The sequence below is a fragment of the Caballeronia sp. LjRoot34 genome, assembly GCF_964253815.1.
Lineage (GTDB): Bacteria > Pseudomonadota > Gammaproteobacteria > Burkholderiales > Burkholderiaceae > Caballeronia.
The window spans coordinates 464,244-486,507 of sequence record NZ_CAXUSB020000001.1 but is presented as its reverse complement, the minus strand read 5'-3'; the positions used below and the strand labels follow the sequence as shown (position 1 = coordinate 486,507).

Here is a 22,264-nt window from a genome sequence, read left to right as displayed (position 1 = left end):
GAATGCGTTTAATCCCCCCAGACTTCGCCACAGGCAACGAATGAACATCATCGAACCCGGCATCCGAAATCTCGCCACCGCGAAAGAGATCCTGCTGACGCCCTACGGCCTCGACGAATCCACTATTACGCGCACGCTGGCCGAGATCTTCACGCACCGCGTGGACTACGCGGATCTCTATTTCCAGTCCACACGCAGCGAAGCGTGGAGCCTGGAAGAAGGCATCGTCAAATCGGGCAGCTTCAGCATTGATCAAGGTGTGGGCGTGCGCGCCGTGTCGGGTGACCGGACGGCGTTTGCGTATTCGGACGACTTGTCCGCGGAATCCATCCGTCAGGCGGCGGTCGCCACGCGCGCCATCGCAAAGGCCGGCGGCGGCAAGCACAAGATCAAGTCGGCCAGCTCGTTGACCGGCGTGTTCGGCCGCGACCTGTATCTCCCGTCCGATCCGCTCACGTCGCTCGACGCCACCGCGAAGGTGAAGTTGCTCGAACGCGTGGAGAAAATGGCGCGTGGCCGCGATCCGCGCATCGTCCAGGTCATGGCGGGTCTCGCGGGTGAATATGACGTCGTGCTGGTCGCACGCAGCGACGGCGCGCTGGCCGCGGACATCCGGCCGCTGGTGCGCGTGTCCGTGACGGTAATCGCTGAAAAGGACGGACGTCGCGAAATGGGCAGCGGCGGTGGTGGTGGACGTTACGACTACGCCTATTTCACCGACGAGATCCTGTCCCACTACGTCGATCAGGCCGTACACGCGGCGCTCGTTAATCTCGACGCGCGTCCTGCGCCTGCCGGTGCAATGACCGTCGTACTCGGACCGGGCTGGCCCGGCGTGCTGCTGCACGAAGCGATCGGCCATGGGCTGGAAGGCGACTTCAACCGCAAGGGGTCGTCGGCGTTTGCGGGGCGTATCGGTGAACGGGTGGCGGCGAAGGGCGTGACAGTTGTCGACGACGGCACGCTGCCGAACCGGCGCGGTTCGCTGAATATCGACGACGAAGGCAATCCTACGCAATGCACGACCTTGATCGAGGACGGCATTCTCAAGGGCTACATTCAGGATTCGCTGAATGCACGTTTGATGAAGATGCCGGTGACGGGCAACGCCCGGCGCGAGTCTTACGCCGCCCTGCCCATGCCGCGCATGACCAACACGTACATGCTCAATGGCGACAAGGATCCGGGTGAAATCCTGGCATCGGTGAAAAACGGCTTGTACGCGGTGAATTTCGGCGGCGGTCAGGTCGACATCACCAACGGCAAGTTCGTGTTCTCCGCGTCCGAGGCGTACATGATCGAGAACGGCAAGATCACGTACCCGGTGAAGGGTGCAACGCTGATCGGCAGCGGCCCGGAATCGCTCAAGTACGTAACCATGATCGGCAACGACATGGCGCTCGACGGCGGCGTGGGCGTGTGTGGCAAGGAAGGCCAGAGCGTGCCGGTAGGCGTGGGTCAGCCAACCTTGCGAATCGAAAAAATGACAGTGGGCGGCACGGTTTGAGCGTGTAGCCGGCCGTTTGACCAGTGACTTTCCCGCGCCGCGCTTCCTGAAGCTTTCGAGCGCACTACGCGGGAAATCCGCATGAAACGCTCACGTTTAGTGCGGAAATCAGTGCTACAGCGCGGAATATCCGCATTTTGGCAGCTGACAACTTGCCAACCGCGCGTGTTTAAGGTTATAAAGCCAGACGTTCAATTTTTACCCAACGACCCAAACCATCATGTCCGCCAAGTTTTATTTTTACTTTTTTTGGCATCTCAAGCCGCTGGCGGATCGAGAGGGGTGAGTCGTTTGTGTAGAACCCAAGTTTCCCGAAAAACCGCCAGCGCAGCCTGGCGGTTTTTTTATGCCCACTTTTTTGACGACTTTTTGCACTGTCCCTGATCTGTCGGACGTATCGACAAACGAACACAGCATCAAAAACGCGTTCCTGGAGAACCAGCATGCCCCCGCACAACACCGACGATGTCCGAATCCGCGAATTGAAAGAACTCACGCCCCCTGCTCACCTGATCCGTGAGTTCGCCTGCGCCGAGCTGGTTTCGAACCTGATCTACAACTCGCGCCAGTCGATGCATCGCATCCTGCACGGCATGGAAGACCGCCTGATCGTGATCGTCGGACCATGCTCGATCCACGACACCAAAGCGGCTCTGGAATATGCGGGCCGTCTCGTCGAGGAGCGCAAGCGCTTTGCGGGCGAACTGGAAATCGTGATGCGGGTGTATTTCGAAAAGCCGCGTACGACGGTCGGCTGGAAAGGGTTGATCAACGACCCGTACATGGACAATAGCTTCAAGATCAACGACGGCCTGCGGACCGCGCGCGAATTGCTGCTGCGAATCAACGAACTGGGGTTGCCGGCCGGCACCGAATACCTCGACATGATCAGCCCGCAGTACATCGCTGACCTGATTTCATGGGGTGCGATCGGTGCGCGGACGACAGAATCGCAAGTGCATCGCGAGCTGGCGTCGGGATTGTCGTGCCCGGTCGGTTTCAAGAACGGCACGGACGGCAACGTGAAGATTGCAGTTGACGCCATCAAGGCGGCGTCGCAGCCGCACCATTTCCTCTCGGTGACGAAGGGTGGCCATTCGGCCATCGTATCGACGGCCGGCAACGAGGACTGCCATATCATCCTGCGCGGCGGCAAAACGCCGAACTACGACGCGGAAAGCGTGAACGCTGCATGCAACGACATCAGCAAGGCCGGGCTTGCCGCGCGGCTGATGATCGATGCGAGCCACGCGAACAGTTCGAAGAAGCATGAGAACCAGATCCCGGTTTGCGCCGATATCGGCCGGCAGATTGCGGGTGGCGACGAACGGATTATCGGCGTGATGGTGGAGTCGAATCTGGTCGCGGGACGGCAGGATCTGAAGGAAGGCTGCGAGCTGACGTACGGGCAAAGCGTCACCGACGCGTGTATCGGTTGGGAAGACAGCCTGAACGTGCTGGAAGGGCTGGCGGACGCCGTGAAGCAGCGGCGCGTGGCGCGGGGGAATGGGAACTGATTGGCCTGAGCGCGGGTTAAAAAAAGGCCGCCAATCTGGTGGCCTTTCCTTCAAACGCAAACGCCCTACGCCATCTCGCCGGAACCGTAGATCTCGGTACGCACCCGCGACTTCGATACCCCCGCCGCTATCAACGCATCCTGCTGCGCGCGCATGAAGGGCACGGGGCCACACAAATAATAATCGGCGTCGGGGAGCAGGGTTTTATCGGCTATGTGGGCGAAATCCGGCCGCCCCGCGAAGTCGAAATCCGTTCCCGGGCGGTCGTCGGCGTGAGTGTTTTCATAGAACACGGCGCGCGACACGTTCGGATGTTTTGCAACAATCGCGTCCAGCCATCGGCCGAATGCATGCGTGCGGCCATTGCGGCACGCGTGAACAAACGATATCTGCCGCGTGCTGTCCTGAGCGGCGAGCGAAGCGAGCATCGACACCATCGGCGTAATACCTACGCCGCCGCTGATCAATACAACGGGCGTCGTCTTGGTTACGTCGAGCGTGAATTCGCCCATCGGTGCGCTGACCTCAACAATCCCGCCGACGTCCATCCCATCGTGCATGAGATTGGAAATGTATCCAGCCGGCTTATCCTGAGCCCGCTCGCGCTTCACCGAAATACGTAGCCACTGACCGTTCGGGGCATCGGAGAGCGTGTATTGACGCGGCTGGTCAACGCCGATCTCCTTCACGAACCGCTTCACGCTGACGTACTGACCCGGCTCGAAATGGCAGACCGGACCACCATCGGATGGCTTCAAATAAAACGACGTGATCTCGTCGCTTTCCTGTTCGCGTCGAAACACCACAAACGGCCGGAAACCGCTCCACGCGGCTTGGGCATAAAGCCCCTTTTCCGCCCCGATCAAAATCTCCGCGAGTTGCGCGTAGGCGGCGCGCCAGGCGCTGAGCGTGGGTTCATCGACGGCATCACCCAGGACTTCGGATATGGCAGCCAGCAGATTTTCACCGACGATCGGATATTGCTCCGGCCGGATATTCAGGCTCACGTGTTTGTGGGCGATATGCGTGACGGCCGAACCGAGCGCGCCGAGGTTATCGATGTTCGCGGCATACGCGTACACCGCTCGCGCCAACGCCTGTGGCTGACTGGCGCTTTGCTGATGCGCCTGGTTGAACACGTTTTTCAACTCGGGATGATGGGCGAACATCCGCTTGTAGAAGTGTTTGGTGATAGTCACGCCATGTTCGGCGAGCACGGGAGCGGTGGCTTTTACACGGGCAATCTGGTCGGCGGTCAAGGCTGTCATTCATGGGCTCCTTTAAAGATGTATTTATAATACATCTTTAAAGGAGCCAGACATCCGCGCGTTTTGTCGCAGCGATATAAGACGATGCTGATTGTGGCGTCGGCAGAGCAATCGGTGCCGGCCACGCCCTACCTTAGACCTTGCGTTCGTGATTCCACAACACGTCGGTTCCGCCATCCACACGATTCAACACGCGCGCCAGCACGAACAGCAAATCGGACAGCCGATTCACATACTGCCGCGGCGCCGCGTTGATCTTGTCCACCCGGCCGAGCGCAACAATCGATCGCTCCGCGCGCCGGCAAACCGTCCGCCCGACATGCGCAAGCGACGCCGCCCGCGATCCACCCGGCAGGATGAATTCCTTGAGCGGCGGCAAAGTCGCGTTGTACTCCGCAATCCATTCATCGATACGAGCAAGATGCGACTTCTCGATCATCGAATGGCCGGGAATGCAGAGCTCACCGCCGAGATCGAAGAGATCGTGCTGAATGGCGGACAACGCGGCGCGCACGTCGTCCGGCAGCGGTTCGCACAGCAGCACGCCAAGCTGCGAATTCAGTTCATCGACATCGCCGATCGCCGTGATCCGCGCGTCGTCCTTCTGCACGCGGCTGCCGTCGCCGAGGCCGGTCGTGCCGTCGTCGCCGGTGCGCGTCGATATCTTGCTCAGGCGATTGCCCATGATGTTCTCCAGGTAACCCGGAACGCCGGTCAGCGCCCGCGCTCATTATAGGCAACGCGGGGGCATTGCCCGGAGCCCGGCTCGATCTAGCCTATCGGCGTAAAATGAGTAGATAAAACGCACGATTCCCGCATTTCGATGCGAAATGTCGTGCATCCCAACATCCCATCACACCGATGTCCGGAGACATGCCGTGAACCACCCCGTCCCCCCGCTCGCCGTCCGCCGCACCTTCCCCGCCGCCCTGCTCGACGCGCTGAAGGCCGCGTTCGCCGAACGCGTTTCCACCACCACGGCAGTCCGCGAACACCATGGCCGCGACGAATCGCCGTTCGATCCGCAACTGCCCGATGCCGTCGTTTTCGTGACCAGCACGGAAGAGGTCCAGACGGTGGTCCGGCTGTGCGCCGAACACAATGTCCCGGTCATTCCGTACGGCAACGGATCATCGCTGGAAGGGCATTTGCTGGCGGTTCAGGGCGGTGTATCGATCGATATGTCGGGCTTGAACCAGGTGTTGTCGATTGACGCCGAAGACCTGACGGTCACCGTCCAGCCGGGAATTTCGCGCAAGCAGTTGAACGAAGCGCTGAAGGACACCGGGTTGTTTTTTCCGATCGATCCCGGCGCGGATGCGAGCATTGGCGGGATGTCGGCTACGCGTGCGTCGGGTACGAACGCCGTGCGTTACGGCACGATGCGCGAAAACGTGCTTGGCCTCACCGTCGTGTTAGCCGATGGCCGCGTCATCAAGACCGGCACGCGCGCGCGCAAATCGTCGGCCGGGTACGACCTCACGCGCTTGTTCGTGGGCTCGGAAGGCACGCTCGGTGTGATCGTCGAGATCACCGTGCGGCTTTATCCGCAGCCGGAAGCGGTATCGGCGGCGGTCTGCGCATTTCCATCGATGGGCGACGCCGTACGCGCCACCATCGAAACCATTCAGATGGGCGTGCCCGTCGCGCGCGTCGAGTTCCTGGATTCGCTCGCCGTGCGCGCGATCAACCGCCATTCGAACCTCACTTTCCGCGAATCGCCCATGTTGTTCTTCGAATTCCATGGCACCGAAAGCAGCGTGAAGGAGCAGGCGGAAACGGTGCAGGAGATCGTTGCGCAAAATAATGGCACCGATTTCGAATGGGCAACACGGCCGGAAGACCGCAGCCGCCTGTGGAACGCGCGTCACAACGCCTATTTCGCGATGCTGCAACTGAAGCCCGGCTGTCGCGCCGTAACAACCGACGTCTGCGTACCAATCTCACGGCTCGCCGAATGTGTGATCGAAACGGAGCAGGACCTGAAGGCGAGCACGCTGCCCTGCCCGATCGTCGGCCATGTCGGCGACGGCAATTTTCACGTCGCCATGCTGCTCGATCCGGCCAAGCCCGAAGAATTCGAAGAAGCCGAGCGGATCAACCGCCGCATTGTGGAGCGCGCGCTGCGCATGGGCGGAACGTGTACCGGCGAGCACGGCGTGGGGCTGCACAAGATGGGTTTCATGATCGAGGAACATGGCGAGGACGCAATCAGCGTGATGCGCTCGATCAAACACGCGCTCGACCCGAAAAACCTGATGAACCCGGGCAAGATTTTCTCCTACGACGCTTGATCGAATGCGGGTCGGGCTGTGCTGCAGGTCCAGCGCGAACAACGCGCCGGCGCAAAAACATGCTCCGTCCCCGTAATTAGCCCGATCGACGGAAAGCACGCGCAGGTGCAAGATCAACGCTCTGCTTTTTGGAATGCTCCAGAGCACACACACCGCCGGGAGGGAACATGAACGCACCCGCCGAGCTAACGCCTGAAGTGCTGGCGCAGCGTCAGCGCGAAGTGGTCCAGGCATTGATGGCCGTGCTGCCGACGCATTGCCTGCTGTATCGCGAGGAAGACACGGCCGCTTATGAATGCGACGGACTCGCGGCGTACAGGCGGCTGCCGCTTGCCGTCGCGCTGCCCGAAACCGAAGCGCAGGTTCAGCGCGTCGTGCAGATCTGCGCGCGGCTCGATGTGCCTATCGTCCCGCGTGGCGCGGGCACAGGTTTGTCGGGCGGCGCCATGCCGATCCGGCATGGCATCGTGGTGTCCCTTGCACGCTTTCGCAAGATCGTCGAAGTCGACCCCTACGCGCGTACCGCAACGGTCCAACCGGGCGTGCGCAATCTCGCCATATCCGAAGCCGCGGCGCCTTTCGGGCTCTACTACGCGCCCGATCCGTCATCGCAGATTGCTTGCACGATCGGCGGCAATGTCAGCGAGAACTCCGGCGGGGTCCACTGCCTGAAGTATGGCCTGACGTGTCACAACGTGATGCGGGTACGCGCGGTATCGATGGAAGGCGACATCCTCGAATTCGGTTCGCTCGGTTTAGACGCGCCTGGGCTCGACCTGCTGGCGGTGCTGATCGGCAGCGAAGGCATGTTCGCCATCGTCACCGAGATCACCGTCAAGCTGATCCCCAAGCCCCAAACGGCCCAGGTGATCATGGCCAGCTTCGACGACGTCATCAAAGGCGGCAACGCGGTCGCGGCGATCATCGCGGCCGGCATCATCCCCGCCGGGCTCGAGATGATGGATAAACCCGCGACACGCGCCGTGGAGGAGTTCGTGAAAGCGGGTTACGACCTCGACGCGAAGGCGATCCTGCTGTGCGAATCGGACGGCACACAAGACGAAGTCATGGAGGAAATCGTGCGGATGACGGCCGTGCTGCGCGAATTCGGCGCGAATCGCATCCAGATTTCTCGCTCGGAAGCCGAACGGCTGAAGTTCTGGTCCGGCCGCAAGAACGCGTTTCCGGCGGCCGGCCGTATCTCGCCTGATTATTACTGCATGGACGGCACCGTGCCGCGCCGCCAGATCGGGCCGCTGCTGGCGCGTATTGAAGAGATGGAAAAAAAGTATGCACTGCGTTGCATGAACGTGTTCCATGCCGGCGACGGCAACATGCATCCGCTGATCCTGTTCAACGGCAACGATCTCGACGAATGGCACCGGGCCGAGGCATTCGGTTCGGACATCCTGGAAACCTGCGTGGAACTGGGCGGCACGGTGACGGGCGAGCATGGCGTGGGTATCGAAAAGATCAACTCCATGTGCGTCCAGTTTTCCCCCGAAGAACGCGATACGTTTCACGCGATAAAACGTGCCTTCGATCCCCCCGGCCTGCTTAATCCCGACAAAGGCATCCCGACGCGCGCGCGTTGCGCCGAGTACGGGAAAATGCATATTCGCGGCGGCTTGCTGCCGCATCCCGAGATTCCACGCTTTTAGGCGACGCTTCCCAACATTGCGTGTAGATAAATGTCCCTTTGAAGCATCGGCGGTGATTGCAGGCGTTCGAGCCCGGACGGTATCCACGTTTATACGAGTGGCCGCGCGGGAACACGCCGATACACTGACCCAAGAGCCATAAAACGCTGGACACCATGACAGAGGAAGACATTGTCGCGAGCTGGTCGGAGCGCGTGCGCGCCGCGACGGCGAGCAACACCCCGCTAAGGATTCGCGGCGGCGGCACGAAGGATTGGTACGGCCAGACGCTGCAAGGCGAGATAGTCGATACGCGGGCGCATCGCGGGATTATCGAATATGACCCGGCCGAACTCGTGATCACCGCGAAGGCCGGCACGCCGCTCAGCGAGATCGAAGCGCGGCTGGACGAATGCGGCCAGATGCTGCCGTTCGAGCCGCCGCACTTCGGACCAAACGCTACCATCGGCGGCTGTATTGCAGCCGGACTCGCCGGCCCTCGGCGCGCGGCGACCGGCGCGGCGCGCGACTTCGTGCTCGGCGCCGTGGTGATGAACGGCCAGGGCCACGTGCTGCATTTCGGCGGTCAGGTGGTGAAGAACGTGGCGGGCTACGACGTCTCGCGGCTGCTTGCCGGTTCTCTCGGTACGCTGGGGATGATCCTGGAGGTATCGGTGAAAGTGCTGCCGAAACCCGTCGCCGAAGCCACGCTCAAGTTCGAGATGAACGACACGGACGCCGTGCGTAAACTCAACGAATGGAGCGGCCATCCGTTGCCGTTGACCGGCAGTGCGTGGCGCGGCCACACGCTCGCGTTGCGCCTGGGCGGCGCAGAAGCGGCGGTGAAAGCGGCGCGGACATCGTTGGGCGGAGAAGTGGTGGACGCCGTGGAAGCCGAGCGTTTCTGGCACGGTTTGCGCGAACAAACCGATCCGTTCTTCGCCGTGCTGCCGCCGAAGTGCGCTTTGTGGCGGCTGTCGCTGCCATCGATTGCCGAGCCGATGCATCTCCCCGGTCCGCACCTGATGGAATGGGGCGGCGCGCAACGCTGGTGGATCACCGACGCCGATCCGCAAACCGTGCGTATCAGCGCCAAGCAGGCCGGTGGCCACGCGACCATCTTCCGTTCGAGCGCGGCGTACGATCGCAAAGCGGGTGTCTTCACGCCCTTGCCCGCCCCGCTGATGAAGATTCATCGTGGCCTGAAAGCTGCATTCGATCCCGCGAGCATTTTCAATCGCGGCCGCCTCTACCCCGACTTCTGAACTGAAGACACACGCAATGCAAACCAACCTCGCCGACTTCATGCGCGATACCGCCGATGGCGAAGAAGCCGAGGCTATCCTGCGCAAGTGCGTGCATTGCGGATTCTGCACGGCGACGTGCCCGACCTACCAGATACTGGGCGATGAACTCGACGGCCCGCGTGGCCGAATCTATCTGATCAAGCAGATGCTGGAAGGCGCGCCCGTGACACGCAGCACGCAACTGCATCTGGACCGCTGCCTCACGTGCCGCAATTGCGAGACCACGTGCCCATCGGGCGTGCAATATGGACGGCTGGTGGAGATTGGCCGGAAGGTGGTGGAAGAAAAAGTGGAGCGGCCGTTCGGCCAGCGCGTCCAACGCAAACTGCTCGCCAACTTCCTGCCGAACAGCAAGCTTTTCACGCCCGCGATGAAACTCGGCCAGCAATTCCGGCCGCTGTTGCCCAAAGCCTTGCGGACCAAGATTCCGGTTGCGCAACGGCCGCTCGAACCGCCGACCGGCACGCATGCGCGCAAGATGCTGATGCTCGCCGGCTGCGTCCAGCCCGCCATGATGCCGAACGTCAACATAGCAACTGCACGGGTGTTCGATGCGTTGGGCATTCAGATCCTGAGCGCGCCGGACGCCGGTTGCTGTGGCGCGATCCGCCTGCATCTCGGCTATAACGATGAAGCGCTGGACGACGTGCGCAACAACATCGACGCGTGGTGGCCGTATGTGGAAAACGGCGTGGAGGCGATCGTGATGAACGCGTCCGGTTGCGGCGCGACGGTCAAGGAATACGCGCATTTGCTGCGCAATGATCCGGTCTACGCGGAGAAGGCGGCGCGGATTGTGGAGCTGACGCGCGACCTCGCGGAAATCCTGCCGCAGTACGAAGACGAACTGACGGCCATGGTCAGGCGTCGCGCGGTGCATACCGTCGCGTTTCATCCGCCGTGCACGCTGCAGCATGGCCAGCAGATTCGCGGCCACGTGGAGAACTTGCTGACGGCGCTGGGCATAGAAGTGCATCTTCCCGCCGATAACCATCTGTGCTGCGGCTCGGCCGGAACGTATTCGGTGCTGCAGCCGAAACTCTCCTACACGTTGCGCGACCAGAAACTGGACAAGCTCGAAAAGCTCGAGCCGCAGATGATCGTATCGGCGAATGTGGGCTGTATCGCGCATTTGCAGAGCGGCACGTCCACGCCCGTCGTGCACTGGATTCAACTGGTCGAACATCTGCTGTATGGCTAACGCTGGCGGGCGCCGGCTGTTTCGGCGCACCGCATCCGTATAATCGGACCTCTGCTTACTCACCTTGCGGCGTCCGATTCCATGTCCTCCTCTCATGTAGCCCGTCACCTCGACGAAGTCCGTCAGCGCATCGCGAAAGCGGCGGCTGATGCTTCGCGCGACGCGTCAGCGGTCACGTTGCTCGCGGTATCGAAGACCTTTCCTGCAGAAGATGTTCGCGCGGCTTTCGACGCAGGACAGCGTGCGTTCGGCGAAAACTACGTGCAGGAAGCGGTCGCGAAAATTGCTGAGCTGGCGGAGTTGCGCGGCGAGATCGAGTGGCATTTCATCGGACCGTTGCAATCGAACAAGACGAAAGTAGTCGCCGAGAATTTTGACTGGGTGCATTCGGTCGATCGGCTCAAGATTGCCGAGCGTTTGTCTGACCAGCGCGGCGACAATATGGCCGCGCTTAACGTCTGTCTGCAGGTGAACGTGAGCGGAGAGGCGTCGAAAAGTGGTGTAACACCAGACGAAACGCTGGCGCTCGCGCGTGCGGTTGCCGCGCTTCCTCATCTACGGTTGCGCGGTTTGATGTCCATTCCCGAACCGGCCAGCACACTCGATGAACAACGCGAGCCGCATCGGCGTCTGCGCGAAATCATGGACACATTGCGCGCGGACGGCCTTGAACTCGACACGCTTTCCATGGGAATGTCAGCGGATCTTGAAGCCGCCGTTCTCGAAGGCGCGACCATCGTTCGTATCGGCACGGCTATCTTCGGCACGCGTGATTACTCTCATTAACTCTTCTCGACCACGTCAACTTCATCATGAAAATTGCGTTTATCGGTGGCGGCAACATGGCATCCGCGCTTATTGGCGGTTTGATCAAGCGCGGCGTTGCGGCTGCGGATCTGTATGTCGTCGATCCTGGCGAGGAGGCGCGGCAACGCGTTGAAAAGCAGTTCGGTATTGCGACGGGCGTGGCGGTCGATTCGAAACTGGCGGACTACGACGCCATCCTGCTTGCCGTCAAACCGCAAGTGCTCAAGGACGTAGCAGCGGCCTTGCAGCCGGTGTTGTCGAAGCAACTGGTGATCAGTATTGCGGCTGGCATTCGTGCCGCCGATTTGTCGCGCTGGCTCGGCGGTTATACGCAGATCGTGCGCACCATGCCGAATACGCCGGCGCTGATCGGCATGGGCGTGACGGGATTGGCTGCGCTGCCGGGTGTCGATAGTGCAGCGAAGGCGCTGGCATCGAAGGTACTGGAAGCGGTAGGTGAAATCGTCTGGTTCGACGACGAAGCGAAGATCGATGCCGTCACCGCCATTTCGGGCAGCGGTCCGGCGTACGTGTTCTATTTCATCGAAGCGATGCAGGAAGCGGCGCGCCAACTTGGCATGGACGAGGAGCAAGGGCGTGCGCTTGCTGTGGCTACGTTTACCGGCGCGGCGCAATTGGCAGCGCAATCGGGCGAACCAGCGAGCGTGTTGCGAGAACGCGTGACATCGAAAGGCGGCACGACAGCGGCCGCGCTCGCTTCCTTCGATGCACAGGGGGTTAAGGACGCAATCGTCCGCGGCGCGTTGGCGGCGGATGCAAGGGCGAAGGCAATGGGCGAGGAGTTGGGGAAGGCTTGAAAAGCTGACATTTCCGGGTCGGATGCACAACAAAAGCGCCGTTGCGGAACTGCTCCGCAACGGCATTTTTTCGGCCTGCAAGCCGTTCGACGAATCAGTGACGAACGGCTCGCCTTGCGCTAGGAATTAACGTCAGGCGTGCAACGAAACTTGCACGCTTTGCTGGACCAGCAGCTCCACATGAGCGCCTGAGTGCTCGTATATGTTGTAAGTCACGCCACTTACTTGTGTCGTTCCTTCCTGCTGCCAAAGACCATCGGTCACGCCCGCAACGTGGGAATTCGACAAATCGACCGAGTCGCCGTTCGAACCGCTGACCAACATTTGCTGCTTGCCGTCCTTCTGGAACAGATCCGTCTCTCCAAGGTTGAGGACATCGACCAGCGACAGTTTGAGTGCGTTGTGTGCACCGCCAAGATCGATCGCTTCAATGCCGGAAACCTTCGCCGCCGCCGTGTGACCGGTTAGCGACGTGAGCTCCAGAACCTGATGATCGCCAGTCAGATGAAGCGTGTCGATACCACCGGCGCCCCCCTGGATATGCGCTGCGGCTTGGGTGAAATAGGATGCGGGATCTGCATTCAGGTCAACCGTGGTGTTCTCCGCACCCCCCTTGAATGTGTCGTGGTCCCCAACAACAGCATGAAGCGCAGCGGGCGACTGAGCGGCGAGCACCGCGGTGTCATTCACCGCCAGCGAGGTATCGACGTGCGTCGCAGCGACGCTTTGAGCCGTGGCGTCGAAATTGTCGGTGACAGTGTAGGTCAGTCTGGGATCCGTCATTGTCATGACATGACCCATGCTTCCAGACGCTTCAACCCCAAACGAGAAGGTCCCGCTGCCGAGATAACTCGGGTTTTGAAGGCCCGTGAACGTGTCCTTCGACAGAGTGACGGTGAACGTGTTGCCGGTGACGACAAGCGGAACGTCCACCATTCGGTTCCATTGACTCAGACTTCCGCCTTTAACGTCGAGGGTAACTCCATTGGCCGCGATGCTTGGATCGGAAAGCCAACCGGTAATGGTCAATGCACCGTTTGCCGTGCCGCCGTCGGAAACGGGCTGGTTATTCGCGTCATGAACCCCGGTGATCATGATGTAGGTAACGCTCAACGGATAGCTAGCCGAAGCTACGCTCGTCCCCGTAAGACCCGTTTCAGTCGCGTTCAAGTTGTGGGCGCCGTTCGACAACGGCGCTGCCGGCTGAAAGTGCCACTGTCCGTCTTGACCGACGGTGGTCGTGCCGAGCAGCGTCGTATTGTCGTAGACGCTGATCGTGTCGCCCTTATGGCCGGTACCGTTGATAGCAGGTTGGCCATCGGTCGAAAGGCCGCCCGGCGCCACGTTGCCTGCCAGCGGACCGGCTGTATCGACTACGCTCGTGATGACGGGTGCTGCGGGCACCGACGTATCGACGGTGAAACTGACGTTCAATGGCGCGCTCGTGACCCCGTCGGGGGTGACGTACGTCAGGGTCAGGTTATGCACGCCATCCGACAGCGTCGGCAAGGCCCAGCCCGTATTAATCCCGGTGGGGACTTGCGTGCCGACTAGCACGCCATTGTCGTAGAGCGAGTAGGTGTCGCCCACGATCGAGATGAACGCGAGAACAGGGGTCGCGTCGCTCGTCGTTTCGCCGGAAACGAAATTCTCGATGCCGTCGGGCGTGTGCTCGGCCAGGCCGAGGTTATAAGGCGCCGGCGGCAGCGTGATCGGGTCGCTGATTGCGTTGACGAGGGTTTGATTGCTGTTGGGGACTTGCGACATGTTTTTTTATTACCTCTGTGCGCTGACAATTAACGCGGCCGCGCCCGACAAACGGCGCGGCTCGCGCTCCACAAAATCGATTTTCGTTTTAATACCGTTGAACGTTTCGATTTGCGAAACGATTCTGAGGCGCAGTGACACGTCGAAATATCGGATAAATCCCAAATACAACCGAACGTGAATGAGATCGATGCAAGCGAGCCAGTGCGCAAGCAGATCGATAGGCCAGCGCTGCGCAAGCAGACGGTTGTCACGCCGACGAAGCGAACTCAGCGAATAGGTGCCGTAGAACGCCCGGTGGAAAATACGAGCGAGTTCGGCGTGAAGAAGATGCGAGGCCTTACCGCATGAACGCGTAATGCGCCGCAATCCCGGCGAACAGAACGCCGCCAAGCCAGTTGTTATGTTTGAACGCGGCGAAGCACGGCATGCGTTCGCGGTTCTTGATGAGGGTGTAGTGATAAATCGCGCACGCCACCGCCGCTGCCCAGCCGACCCAGTACAACGCGCTGAACCCTAGCGCCAAGCCGATCCACACGTAGATCGCGAGCGTTACGGCATAGCAAAGCATGATCGCGAGGACATCGAAGCGTCCGAACGTCAGCGCCGATGTACGGATGCCGATCTTGATGTCATCGTCGCGATCGACCATTGCGTATTCGGTATCGTAGGCAACGGACCAGAACACGTTCGCCGCCAGCATGATCCACGCGAGCGCGGGCACGTGGTCCTGGATGGCGGCAAAAGCCATTGGAATGCCAAAGCCGAACGCGATACCCAGATACGCCTGAGGAATCGCGAAAAACCGCTTGGTGAACGGATAACTCCCCGCGACGAAAAGCGCGAACACCGAGAGTTCTTTCGTCAGCGTATTAAGCGGCAGGATCAGCAGGAACGCGATCAACGATAACGCCACCGCCAACTCCACGGCTTCCCATGCAGCAATCTTGCCGGACGTGATCGGCCGGTTTTCGGTGCGCTTGACGTGTTTATCGAAGTCGCGGTCGGCGTAGTCGTTGATCGCGCAACCCGCCGAGCGCATGAGCAACGTGCCGAGCACGAAGATCAGCAGGAGGATCGGCGACGGATGACCGTTCGATGCAATCCACAACGCGTTCAGCGTCGGCCACAGCAACAGCAAGCTGCCGATAGGCTTGTCCATGCGGACGAGGCGAAGATAGAGCGGGAGGCGAGCGAACATGGGAACCGGGCGGCGGCAAATGGTGATGACAGCATTTTAAGGCAGCGGAGATTCACTGCTCGTTTCCATCGTAGTCAACGTGGACGGCCCGACCTGCAACGTTGATAGCGCCTGGCCAGACACGGAAACCGCCGGGGTTGTTGCTTGGCCGCCCATTCGAGAGGGTGGAACCTCGACCACCTTTACACTTCGACTCAGCGGTCCCGGCTTCGCGCCGGTTCTCGCGGACAGGCGATGCTCAACCCGCACCATGATCTGCAGCCCGCGCATTGACGAGAAACCCCAAAACCCAAAAAGCCCCGCTTTCTACTGAACGCGAGGCTTCTTCCATTACATCCGCCACGTTTAATCCATGACGATCAACTCAAACCCTTACTGCCCCAGCATCGCGCGCAACATCCACGCAGTCTTCTCGTGAATCTGCATGCGCTGGGTCAACAGATCGGCGGTGGGTTCGTCGTTGGCGCTATCCGTCAGCGGGAAAATCGCGCGCGCGGTGCGCACGACCGCTTCCTGACCTTCCACCAATTGGCGAATCATCTCTTCGGCTGCCGGAATGCCATCGGCTTCGGGAATGGACGACAGCTTCGCGAATTCGCGATAGCTACCCGGCGCGTACACACCCAGCGCGCGAATGCGTTCAGCGATGGAGTCCACCGCCAGCGCCAGTTCCGTGTATTGCCCCTCGAACATCAGGTGAAGCGTGTTGAACATCGGCCCCGTGACGTTCCAGTGAAAATTATGGGTCTTCAGATACAGCGTGTAGGTATCGGCCAATAGATGCGACAAGCCATCGGCGATCTTCTTGCGATCTTTGTCGCTGATACCGATGTTCACAGCCGGTGATGCGATTTTCTTCGCCATAGTGACTCCGTGAGAGTGATACGAACGGTGCGGGCAAGCCCGGGTGAAGCTGCTCCGTGGCCGCCGAGCGTTCGTCAGTTTATCTTAGAAGCGCGGTGCGACCCGCCATGGAGGCGGGCCACAAGGGCTATCGGGCGCGTCAATACGACGCGTCTTCAGGACAATCCGGCGAAACCAACGCCATGCAATCCTTCGATAATCACCGCCGCGTAACTCGCCGCGACGATGCCAAAACCGATCGCGAGCCGTACGCCGCGCGACGCATTGAGACTCTTCGCCTCGATACCGCTCACCGCCCGTTCGAGTGTCATGATCGCTTGTGTCATCGTCGTTCTCCTTGAGTTCAGCATGTCAAATCAGACGGGACGCATAGTCGGCGCATTGCTGAGTTCGCGTCCCACCCTGCTTACTTCACTGCGGCTTCGGCGTTCGCGTCAACCGTTTCAACCGTTTCAACCTTCTGGCCCAACGCCGCCAGCGCCGCGACAACACCCGCTGCATAGGCCGGATCGGCACGGCGGAAGTGCTCGATCTGCACCGCGACGATCTCGTTCGGCACGCCGAAAATGTGCCGTGCGATGTTGCCGAAGAAGCGCTGCTTTTGCGCGTCGTCGAAGAGACGGAACAGCGCGCCCGGCTGGCTGTAGTAATCCGTGTCTTCACGATGGTCGTAACGTTCCACCGCGCCCGCCGCCAACGCCGGCTCGTTCACGCTCGGGTCCTGCGCGAAGTCGCCGAAGCGGTTCGGCTCGTAGTTCACGCGGCTGCCGCTGTTGCCGTCGGTACGCATGGCGCCATCGCGATGAAACGAATTCTGCACGGCGGTCTTCGGCGCATTCACCGGAATCTGATGGTGATTGATGCCAAGCCGATACCGATGCGCATCGCCGTACGAGAACAAACGCCCTTGCAACAAGCGGTCCGGCGAGAAGCCGATACCCGGCACCACGTTCGCCGGCGAAAACGCCGCCTGTTCGACGTCCGCAAAATAATTGCCCGCATTGCGATTCAACTCGATCGTGCCCACGTCGATCAGCGGGAAATCCTTGTGCGGCCAGACCTTCGTGATATCGAACGGATTCATGCGGTACGTTGCCGCTTCAGCTTCCGTCATCACCTGAATGCGGAAATTCCACTTCGGGAAATTGCCTCGATCGATGTTGTCGACCAGATCGCGCTGCGCGCTTTCCCGGTCGCTACCCACTACCGCTGAGGCTTCGGCATCGGTGAAATTCTCGAGCGGCTGCTGCGACTTGAAGTGGAACTTCACGTAGAAGCGCTCGTTGTCCGCGTTGATAAACGAATACGTGTGCGAGCCGAAACCATGCATCTGCCTGTAGCTTTTCGGAATCCCGCGATCACTCATCAGGATGGTGACCTGATGCAACGACTCCGGATGCCGCGACCAGAAGTCCCACGCCGCCACGTTGCTGCGCATGTTGGTGTACGGGTCACGCTTTTGCGTATGGATGAAGTCAGGGAATTTCAGCGGGTCGCGGATGAAAAACACCGGCGTGTTGTTGCCGACCACGTCCCAGTTGCCCTCTTCCGTGTAGAACTTAATCGAGAAACCACGCACGTCGCGCTCGGCGTCAGCCGCGCCGCGTTCGCCGGCAACGGTCGAAAAGCGCATGAACAACGGCGTTTGCTTGCCGACTTCCGCGAACACCTTCGCTTTCGTGAAACGGGAGATATCGTGCGTGACCTTGAGCGTGCCAAACGCGCCCGACCCCTTGGCGTGCACACGGCGCTCAGGAATCACCTCACGGTCGAAATGCGCGAGCTTCTCGATCAGCCAGAAATCCTGCAGCGCGATCGGACCGCGCGGACCAGCAGTCATCGAGTTCTGGTTATCGCCGACTGGCGCGCCTGCTGCAGTGGTGAGGATGCGATTGGTCATCGATTGCTCCGTGAAATTTGTCTGGGACGAAACGTTATGTCGGGGAAGTTCAGCAAGTGCGAGCGAAACTGGCTAGCACGTCCACCAGAACGCCTTTGGCTTCGCGAAAAGTCGTAGTGAATTGCGTGGCCTGGCGGGCAATCAGCGTCATGGCTTCCTCCGGTGTTGTTCTGGCGGATCGGGGCCGATCCATGAAGCTAAGAATAGCAAACACTATTCGAATATCGAATTCAATTAATTTTATCTATGCGATAGGCCGAGCAAATTTCAACGATGCCGGGCTTCGAAGAACGGAGAAATGGGGCCGGAATCCGCGCCCGCCAGGGGCGCGGTTGGACCTAAAAAGCGGCTATGAAGCCGTTAATTGACGGCGGCGGGCAACTCTAGCCGCGTAACGCCTGGAATATTGCAGGCAGCGATTGCATCGCAAATAGCTTCGATAGCCGGCATCCGCGTGAAGCTCTTGCGCCACGCCAGCACGACGCGCCGGTCCGGAACCGGGTCATTGAAGGGGACGTAGCTCAGCAAACCGGCATCCACGCCGCCCGCATGCGGTTTCACTTCCATCACCGACATCCGCGGCAGCACGGTAATGCCAACGCCGCTGGCGACCATGTGCCGGATGGTTTCCAGCGATGAACCCTCGAACGTCTTCTGGATTCCGTCCGCGTTCTGCGAAAAACGCATCAACTCGGGACACACGCCGAGCACGTGATCGCGGAAACAATGGCCGCTGCCCAGCAGCAGCATGGTTTCCAGCTTCAGGTCGTCGGCATTGATCTTGGGCCGGTTTTCCCACGGATGGCCGGCGGGCATCGCGACGACGAAGGGTTCATCGAACAACGCGCGCACCATCAGGCCGGTTTCGGGAAACGGCAGTGCCATGATGGCGACGTCGATTTCGCCCTGCTTCAGCAGTTCGATCAGCTTGAGCGTGTAGTTTTCCTGCAGCATCAGCGGCATCTGCGGGACGCGCTTGATCATCTGCTTGACGAGCGTGGGCAACAAATACGGGCCGATGGTGTAGATCACGCCCAGGCGCAACGGCCCGACCAGCGGGTCCTTGCCCTGCTTCGCGATTTCCTTGATGGCGAGGGTTTGTTCGAGGACGCGCTGCGCTTGCGTAACGATCTGTTCGCCAATTGGGGTGACGCTGACTTCGCTGGTGCCGCGCTCGAAAATCTGCACGTTCAGTTCATCTTCCAGCTTTTTGATTGCTACCGACAAGGTCGGCTGACTCACGAAACACGCCTCGGCCGCACGGCCAAAATGCCGCTCGCGCGCCACCGCAACGATGTACTTCAATTCGGTTAAGGTCATTAGGGGCCAATCAGAGTCATTGAATCGATAGGATTTGACTTATACACCCGTCGGGGGGATTCGCCAACCCGCGGTGGGGTTTGGAGTTCTTCAAAGGGTTTTCGTTCGCACCGGTGGACGGGATGTTTTGGTGGGGTTCGGGGTGGGGCGGATGGGGTTGGGGTGGGTGCCGGGTTGCTAGGGTCCGGGGTTAGCGGTCGGGGTCAATGCCGGGTTGGTGCTTTCGGCCTTAGTGGTCTGCCTGACTCGGATTTTCTCTTTATCACTATTAGCCACTGTGCGTGGCGGCACGTCATTTCTTTGTCCAAAGCGACAAAGAAACGAAGCAAAGAAAACGCTTTCAAACCGCGCTACCCTAAGTGTCCACAGCGTGCAGTTTTCATTCATAGGTGCCCCAAAAGCACGGTGCTCGCCAGAGCGAAGGATGTGTGAACCCCTCCTTCTCCGAACACCGATACCCACACGCTTCGCCACCAGTGATTGAACCTGCCAAAGGGGCACCCCGCGCTATCCGCGGACACCCCCCCTCCAGATAAACACGCACAGAAGAACAACCACGTCGCCAATCCCGACCGGTGCGAACCAAAAACCCGTTTCACGCTTTTAGATATTGCTCACGCGCACCAAGCCACCGCGCCAGATGGTCCGTCACCGCCTCCGGGAACTGGGCCAGCATCTGGTCCGCCGCCGCCCGCGCCGGTTCAATCAGCCAGCCATCATTTTCCAGACTCGCAAAACGTAGCATCGCCGCTCCCGACTGACGCGCACCAAGGAACTCGCCAGGACCACGAATCTCCAGGTCGCGACGCGCAATTTCAAAACCATCAGTGGTTTCACGCATCGTCTGCAAACGAGCACGCGCTGTCTGCGACAATGGCCCGGCATACATCAGCACACACACCGAAGCCGCGCTGCCCCGCCCCACACGGCCACGCAACTGGTGCAGTTGCGCCAAACCAAAACGCTCCGCATGCTCGATCACCATCAGTGACGCATTCGGTACGTCCACCCCCACTTCGATCACCGTCGTCGCGACCAGCAACTGGACCTCGGCACGCGTGAACGCATCCATGACGGCAGCCTTTTCCGCCGGCGGTAAACGCCCATGCACCAGCCCAATGCGCAGTTCCGGCAACGCGGCTACAAGCGTCTCGTACGTCTCCACCGCCGTCTGCAATTGCAACGTCTCGCTTTCCTCAATCAGCGGACACACCCAATACACTTGCCGCCCCGTCAGCGCCGCCTCGCGCACACGGGCAATCACCTCCTCCCGGCGGTTATCAGCGACAAGTTTGGTCAGGATCGGCGTGCGCCCCGGCGGCAATTCATCAATCGTCGATACATCCAGATCCGCGTAATACGTCATCGCAAGCGTCCGCGGAATCGGCGTGGCCGACATCATCAGCTGATGCGACTGGAAGTTGTGCACGCCATCCGCAGCGTTGTGCGCCTTGGCCCGCAACGCAAGCCGCTGGGCCACACCAAACCGATGCTGTTCATCGACGATCACAAACCCAAGCCGCGCAAACTCCACCGCGTCCTGAATGATCGCGTGCGTTCCGATCACAAGCTGCGCCGCCCCCGATGCCGCCGCTTCCAGCGCCGCACGTTTTTCCTTCGCCTTCAGACTGCCGGCAAGCCATGCCACCGTCACGCCCAACGGCTCAAGCCAAGCACGCAGCTTGCGCGCGTGCTGCTCGGCAAGAATTTCTGTCGGCGCCATCAACGCCGCCTGATAACCAGCATCAATAGCCTGCGCGGCCGCGAGCGCGGCCACGATGGTCTTGCCGCTGCCCACATCGCCCTGCAAGAGGCGCTGCATCGGGTGCGGCAACATGAGTTCGCCGGATATCTCGGTGCACACGCGTTCCTGCGCGCCGGTCAGCTTGAACGGCAACGTGCCGATAAACCGCGCGACCAGCGATTCGGGCACATCCTGTAACCGGGGCATCACCGGCGCGGCGCGCGTGCGGCGCTCCTCGTGCGCACGTTTGAGCGACAACTGCTGCGCGAGCAATTCCTCGAACTTGATACGCGTCCACGCCGGATGCGTACCGTCGATCAACGCGTTTTCATCGGAATCGGCGTGCGGGTGATGCAAGGTTTTCACGGCATCGAGCAACGCGGGAACGTTCAGCGGTTTTAGATGCGCGCGGGCGATTTTTTCGGGCAGCAACTCCGGCAGATGAACCCGCGACAACGCGCTGTCGATAGCCTTGCGCAAATACGCCTGCGATACCCCCGCCGTGCTCGGATACACCGGCGTCAACGCTTGCGGCAGCGGCGTGTCTTCATCCACCGGACGCACCACCGGATGCACCATCTCCATGCCGAAAAAGCCGCCGCGCACATCGCCGCGAACCCGCAGGCGCACGCCGATCCCCATCTGCTTGACCTGCGAACCGTAGAAATTGAGAAACCGCAGCGTGAGTTCGTCGCCGGCGTCGTCCTGAATCTTGACTAGCAACTGCCGACGCGGCCGGTACGCAATCTCGTTGTCGAACACCACGCCTTCAGTCTGCGTGTTGTCACCGGGAATCAGATGGCCGATCGGCGTGATGCTGGTTTCGTCCTCGTAACGCATCGGCAGATGCAGCACGAGATCAATATCGGATTTCAGGCCGAGCTTGGCGAGTTTATCGACGGGCTTGGGCGGCGCGGCAGCGGGTTTTAGCGGCTGGACCTTGTCAGCGGCGATCTCCAGATCCGCGAGTTTTTTCGCGCCCGCCGCGCGCCCGCGTTTGCGCTTTTGAACAGGCGCGTCGGGTTCACCGGCTGCATCGGGAGCGTCTTCAGCGTCGGGAGCAACGAGCAAACGGCGGTCGGACAAGGGCATCTAATCTCTTCAAAGTA

General features: G+C 60.5%; 18 protein-coding genes. 8 read left to right on the top strand and 10 right to left on the bottom strand.

Annotated elements, in window-relative coordinates; all coding sequences use genetic code 11:
• The first annotated feature begins 40 nt into the window (after window positions 1-40).
• The gene (tldD, locus tag ACSQ36_RS02235; protein WP_436180763.1) at window positions 41-1,507 is read left to right on the top strand and encodes a metalloprotease TldD; all 1,467 of its coding nucleotides are present in this window, start codon (window positions 41-43) and stop codon (window positions 1,505-1,507) included.
• Window positions 1,508-1,682: 175 nt separating this feature from the next.
• Here tldD and ACSQ36_RS02230 read toward each other — a convergent pair whose 3' ends face one another.
• Window positions 1,683-1,952, bottom strand: coding sequence for a hypothetical protein (locus ACSQ36_RS02230; RefSeq protein ID WP_436180762.1), 270 nt, complete (start codon window positions 1,950-1,952; stop codon window positions 1,683-1,685).
• On the opposite strand from ACSQ36_RS02230, the gene aroG reads away from it, so the two are divergent.
• Window positions 1,951-3,024: a 3-deoxy-7-phosphoheptulonate synthase AroG gene (aroG, locus tag ACSQ36_RS02225; protein ID WP_436180761.1), complete on the top strand. Its 1,074-nt coding sequence runs from the start codon at window positions 1,951-1,953 to the stop codon at window positions 3,022-3,024. The genes ACSQ36_RS02230 and aroG overlap by 2 nt on opposite strands.
• Before the next feature lie 65 nt (window positions 3,025-3,089).
• On the opposite strand, the gene hmpA is transcribed toward aroG, so the two are convergent.
• On the bottom strand, window positions 3,090-4,292 hold the full coding sequence (gene hmpA, locus ACSQ36_RS02220) for an NO-inducible flavohemoprotein (protein ID WP_436180760.1): 1,203 nt from the start codon (window positions 4,290-4,292) through the stop codon (window positions 3,090-3,092).
• Between the two features lie 133 nt (window positions 4,293-4,425).
• The gene (locus tag ACSQ36_RS02215) at window positions 4,426-4,977 is read right to left on the bottom strand and encodes a cob(I)yrinic acid a,c-diamide adenosyltransferase (protein ID WP_213765877.1); all 552 of its coding nucleotides are present in this window, start codon (window positions 4,975-4,977) and stop codon (window positions 4,426-4,428) included.
• Between the two features lie 193 nt (window positions 4,978-5,170).
• Here ACSQ36_RS02215 and ACSQ36_RS02210 point away from each other — a divergent pair, with 193 nt between their 5' ends.
• The 6 genes from ACSQ36_RS02210 to proC all read left to right on the top strand — a co-directional run bounded on the left by ACSQ36_RS02210 (window position 5,171) and on the right by proC (window position 12,359).
• Entirely contained in the window at window positions 5,171-6,586 is a 1,416-nt protein-coding gene (locus tag ACSQ36_RS02210; RefSeq protein WP_213765876.1) for an FAD-binding oxidoreductase, read from the top strand.
• Between the two features lie 167 nt (window positions 6,587-6,753).
• The gene (locus tag ACSQ36_RS02205) at window positions 6,754-8,247 is read left to right on the top strand and encodes an FAD-linked oxidase C-terminal domain-containing protein (RefSeq protein ID WP_213765875.1); all 1,494 of its coding nucleotides are present in this window, start codon (window positions 6,754-6,756) and stop codon (window positions 8,245-8,247) included.
• Between the two features lie 155 nt (window positions 8,248-8,402).
• Entirely contained in the window at window positions 8,403-9,491 is a 1,089-nt protein-coding gene (glcE, locus tag ACSQ36_RS02200) for a glycolate oxidase subunit GlcE (RefSeq protein WP_213765874.1), read from the top strand.
• Window positions 9,492-9,507: 16 nt separating this feature from the next.
• The gene (gene glcF / locus ACSQ36_RS02195) at window positions 9,508-10,734 is read left to right on the top strand and encodes a glycolate oxidase subunit GlcF (protein WP_436180759.1); all 1,227 of its coding nucleotides are present in this window, start codon (window positions 9,508-9,510) and stop codon (window positions 10,732-10,734) included.
• An 81-nt stretch (window positions 10,735-10,815) separates the two neighbouring features.
• Window positions 10,816-11,520, top strand: coding sequence for a YggS family pyridoxal phosphate-dependent enzyme (locus tag ACSQ36_RS02190; protein ID WP_436180758.1), 705 nt, complete (start codon window positions 10,816-10,818; stop codon window positions 11,518-11,520).
• Window positions 11,521-11,546: 26 nt separating this feature from the next.
• On the top strand, window positions 11,547-12,359 hold the full coding sequence (proC, locus tag ACSQ36_RS02185) for a pyrroline-5-carboxylate reductase (RefSeq protein ID WP_436180757.1): 813 nt from the start codon (window positions 11,547-11,549) through the stop codon (window positions 12,357-12,359).
• Window positions 12,360-12,491: 132 nt separating this feature from the next.
• Here proC and ACSQ36_RS02180 read toward each other — a convergent pair whose 3' ends face one another.
• From ACSQ36_RS02180 to recG, 7 genes are all read right to left on the bottom strand, one after another.
• Complete coding sequence (locus tag ACSQ36_RS02180; RefSeq protein ID WP_436180756.1) at window positions 12,492-14,126, bottom strand: Ig-like domain-containing protein; 1,635 nt, start codon at window positions 14,124-14,126, stop codon at window positions 12,492-12,494.
• A gap of 340 nt (window positions 14,127-14,466) precedes the next feature.
• A complete protein-coding gene (ubiA, locus tag ACSQ36_RS02175; RefSeq protein ID WP_436180755.1) occupies window positions 14,467-15,327 on the bottom strand; it encodes a 4-hydroxybenzoate octaprenyltransferase in 861 nt (286 codons plus the stop codon).
• Between the two features lie 372 nt (window positions 15,328-15,699).
• Entirely contained in the window at window positions 15,700-16,191 is a 492-nt protein-coding gene (locus ACSQ36_RS02170) for a Dps family protein (protein WP_213765869.1), read from the bottom strand.
• Between the two features lie 155 nt (window positions 16,192-16,346).
• Entirely contained in the window at window positions 16,347-16,517 is a 171-nt protein-coding gene (locus ACSQ36_RS02165) for a hypothetical protein (protein ID WP_165086332.1), read from the bottom strand.
• Between the two features lie 80 nt (window positions 16,518-16,597).
• The gene (locus ACSQ36_RS02160; protein WP_436180754.1) at window positions 16,598-18,091 is read right to left on the bottom strand and encodes a catalase; all 1,494 of its coding nucleotides are present in this window, start codon (window positions 18,089-18,091) and stop codon (window positions 16,598-16,600) included.
• A gap of 360 nt (window positions 18,092-18,451) precedes the next feature.
• On the bottom strand, window positions 18,452-19,411 hold the full coding sequence (locus ACSQ36_RS02155) for a hydrogen peroxide-inducible genes activator (protein WP_213765867.1): 960 nt from the start codon (window positions 19,409-19,411) through the stop codon (window positions 18,452-18,454).
• Between the two features lie 595 nt (window positions 19,412-20,006).
• Entirely contained in the window at window positions 20,007-22,247 is a 2,241-nt protein-coding gene (gene recG / locus ACSQ36_RS02150; RefSeq protein ID WP_436180753.1) for an ATP-dependent DNA helicase RecG, read from the bottom strand.
• Window positions 22,248-22,264 lie beyond the last annotated feature (17 nt).

Coding starts and splice junctions, on each gene's coding strand:
- tldD (WP_436180763.1), top strand. CDS start 41: ATGAACATCATCGAACCCGGCATCCGAAATCTCGCCACCGCGAAAGAG.
- aroG (WP_436180761.1), top strand. CDS start 1,951: ATGCCCCCGCACAACACCGACGATGTCCGAATCCGCGAATTGAAAGAA.
- ACSQ36_RS02230 (WP_436180762.1), bottom strand. CDS start 1,952: ATGCTGGTTCTCCAGGAACGCGTTTTTGATGCTGTGTTCGTTTGTCGA.
- hmpA (WP_436180760.1), bottom strand. CDS start 4,292: ATGACAGCCTTGACCGCCGACCAGATTGCCCGTGTAAAAGCCACCGCT.
- ACSQ36_RS02215 (WP_213765877.1), bottom strand. CDS start 4,977: ATGGGCAATCGCCTGAGCAAGATATCGACGCGCACCGGCGACGACGGC.
- ACSQ36_RS02205 (WP_213765875.1), top strand. CDS start 6,754: ATGAACGCACCCGCCGAGCTAACGCCTGAAGTGCTGGCGCAGCGTCAG.
- glcE (WP_213765874.1), top strand. CDS start 8,403: ATGACAGAGGAAGACATTGTCGCGAGCTGGTCGGAGCGCGTGCGCGCC.
- glcF (WP_436180759.1), top strand. CDS start 9,508: ATGCAAACCAACCTCGCCGACTTCATGCGCGATACCGCCGATGGCGAA.
- ACSQ36_RS02190 (WP_436180758.1), top strand. CDS start 10,816: ATGTCCTCCTCTCATGTAGCCCGTCACCTCGACGAAGTCCGTCAGCGC.
- proC (WP_436180757.1), top strand. CDS start 11,547: ATGAAAATTGCGTTTATCGGTGGCGGCAACATGGCATCCGCGCTTATT.
- ACSQ36_RS02180 (WP_436180756.1), bottom strand. CDS start 14,126: ATGTCGCAAGTCCCCAACAGCAATCAAACCCTCGTCAACGCAATCAGC.
- ubiA (WP_436180755.1), bottom strand. CDS start 15,327: ATGTTCGCTCGCCTCCCGCTCTATCTTCGCCTCGTCCGCATGGACAAG.
- ACSQ36_RS02170 (WP_213765869.1), bottom strand. CDS start 16,191: ATGGCGAAGAAAATCGCATCACCGGCTGTGAACATCGGTATCAGCGAC.
- ACSQ36_RS02165 (WP_165086332.1), bottom strand. CDS start 16,517: ATGACACAAGCGATCATGACACTCGAACGGGCGGTGAGCGGTATCGAG.
- ACSQ36_RS02160 (WP_436180754.1), bottom strand. CDS start 18,091: ATGACCAATCGCATCCTCACCACTGCAGCAGGCGCGCCAGTCGGCGAT.
- ACSQ36_RS02155 (WP_213765867.1), bottom strand. CDS start 19,411: ATGACCTTAACCGAATTGAAGTACATCGTTGCGGTGGCGCGCGAGCGG.
- recG (WP_436180753.1), bottom strand. CDS start 22,247: ATGCCCTTGTCCGACCGCCGTTTGCTCGTTGCTCCCGACGCTGAAGAC.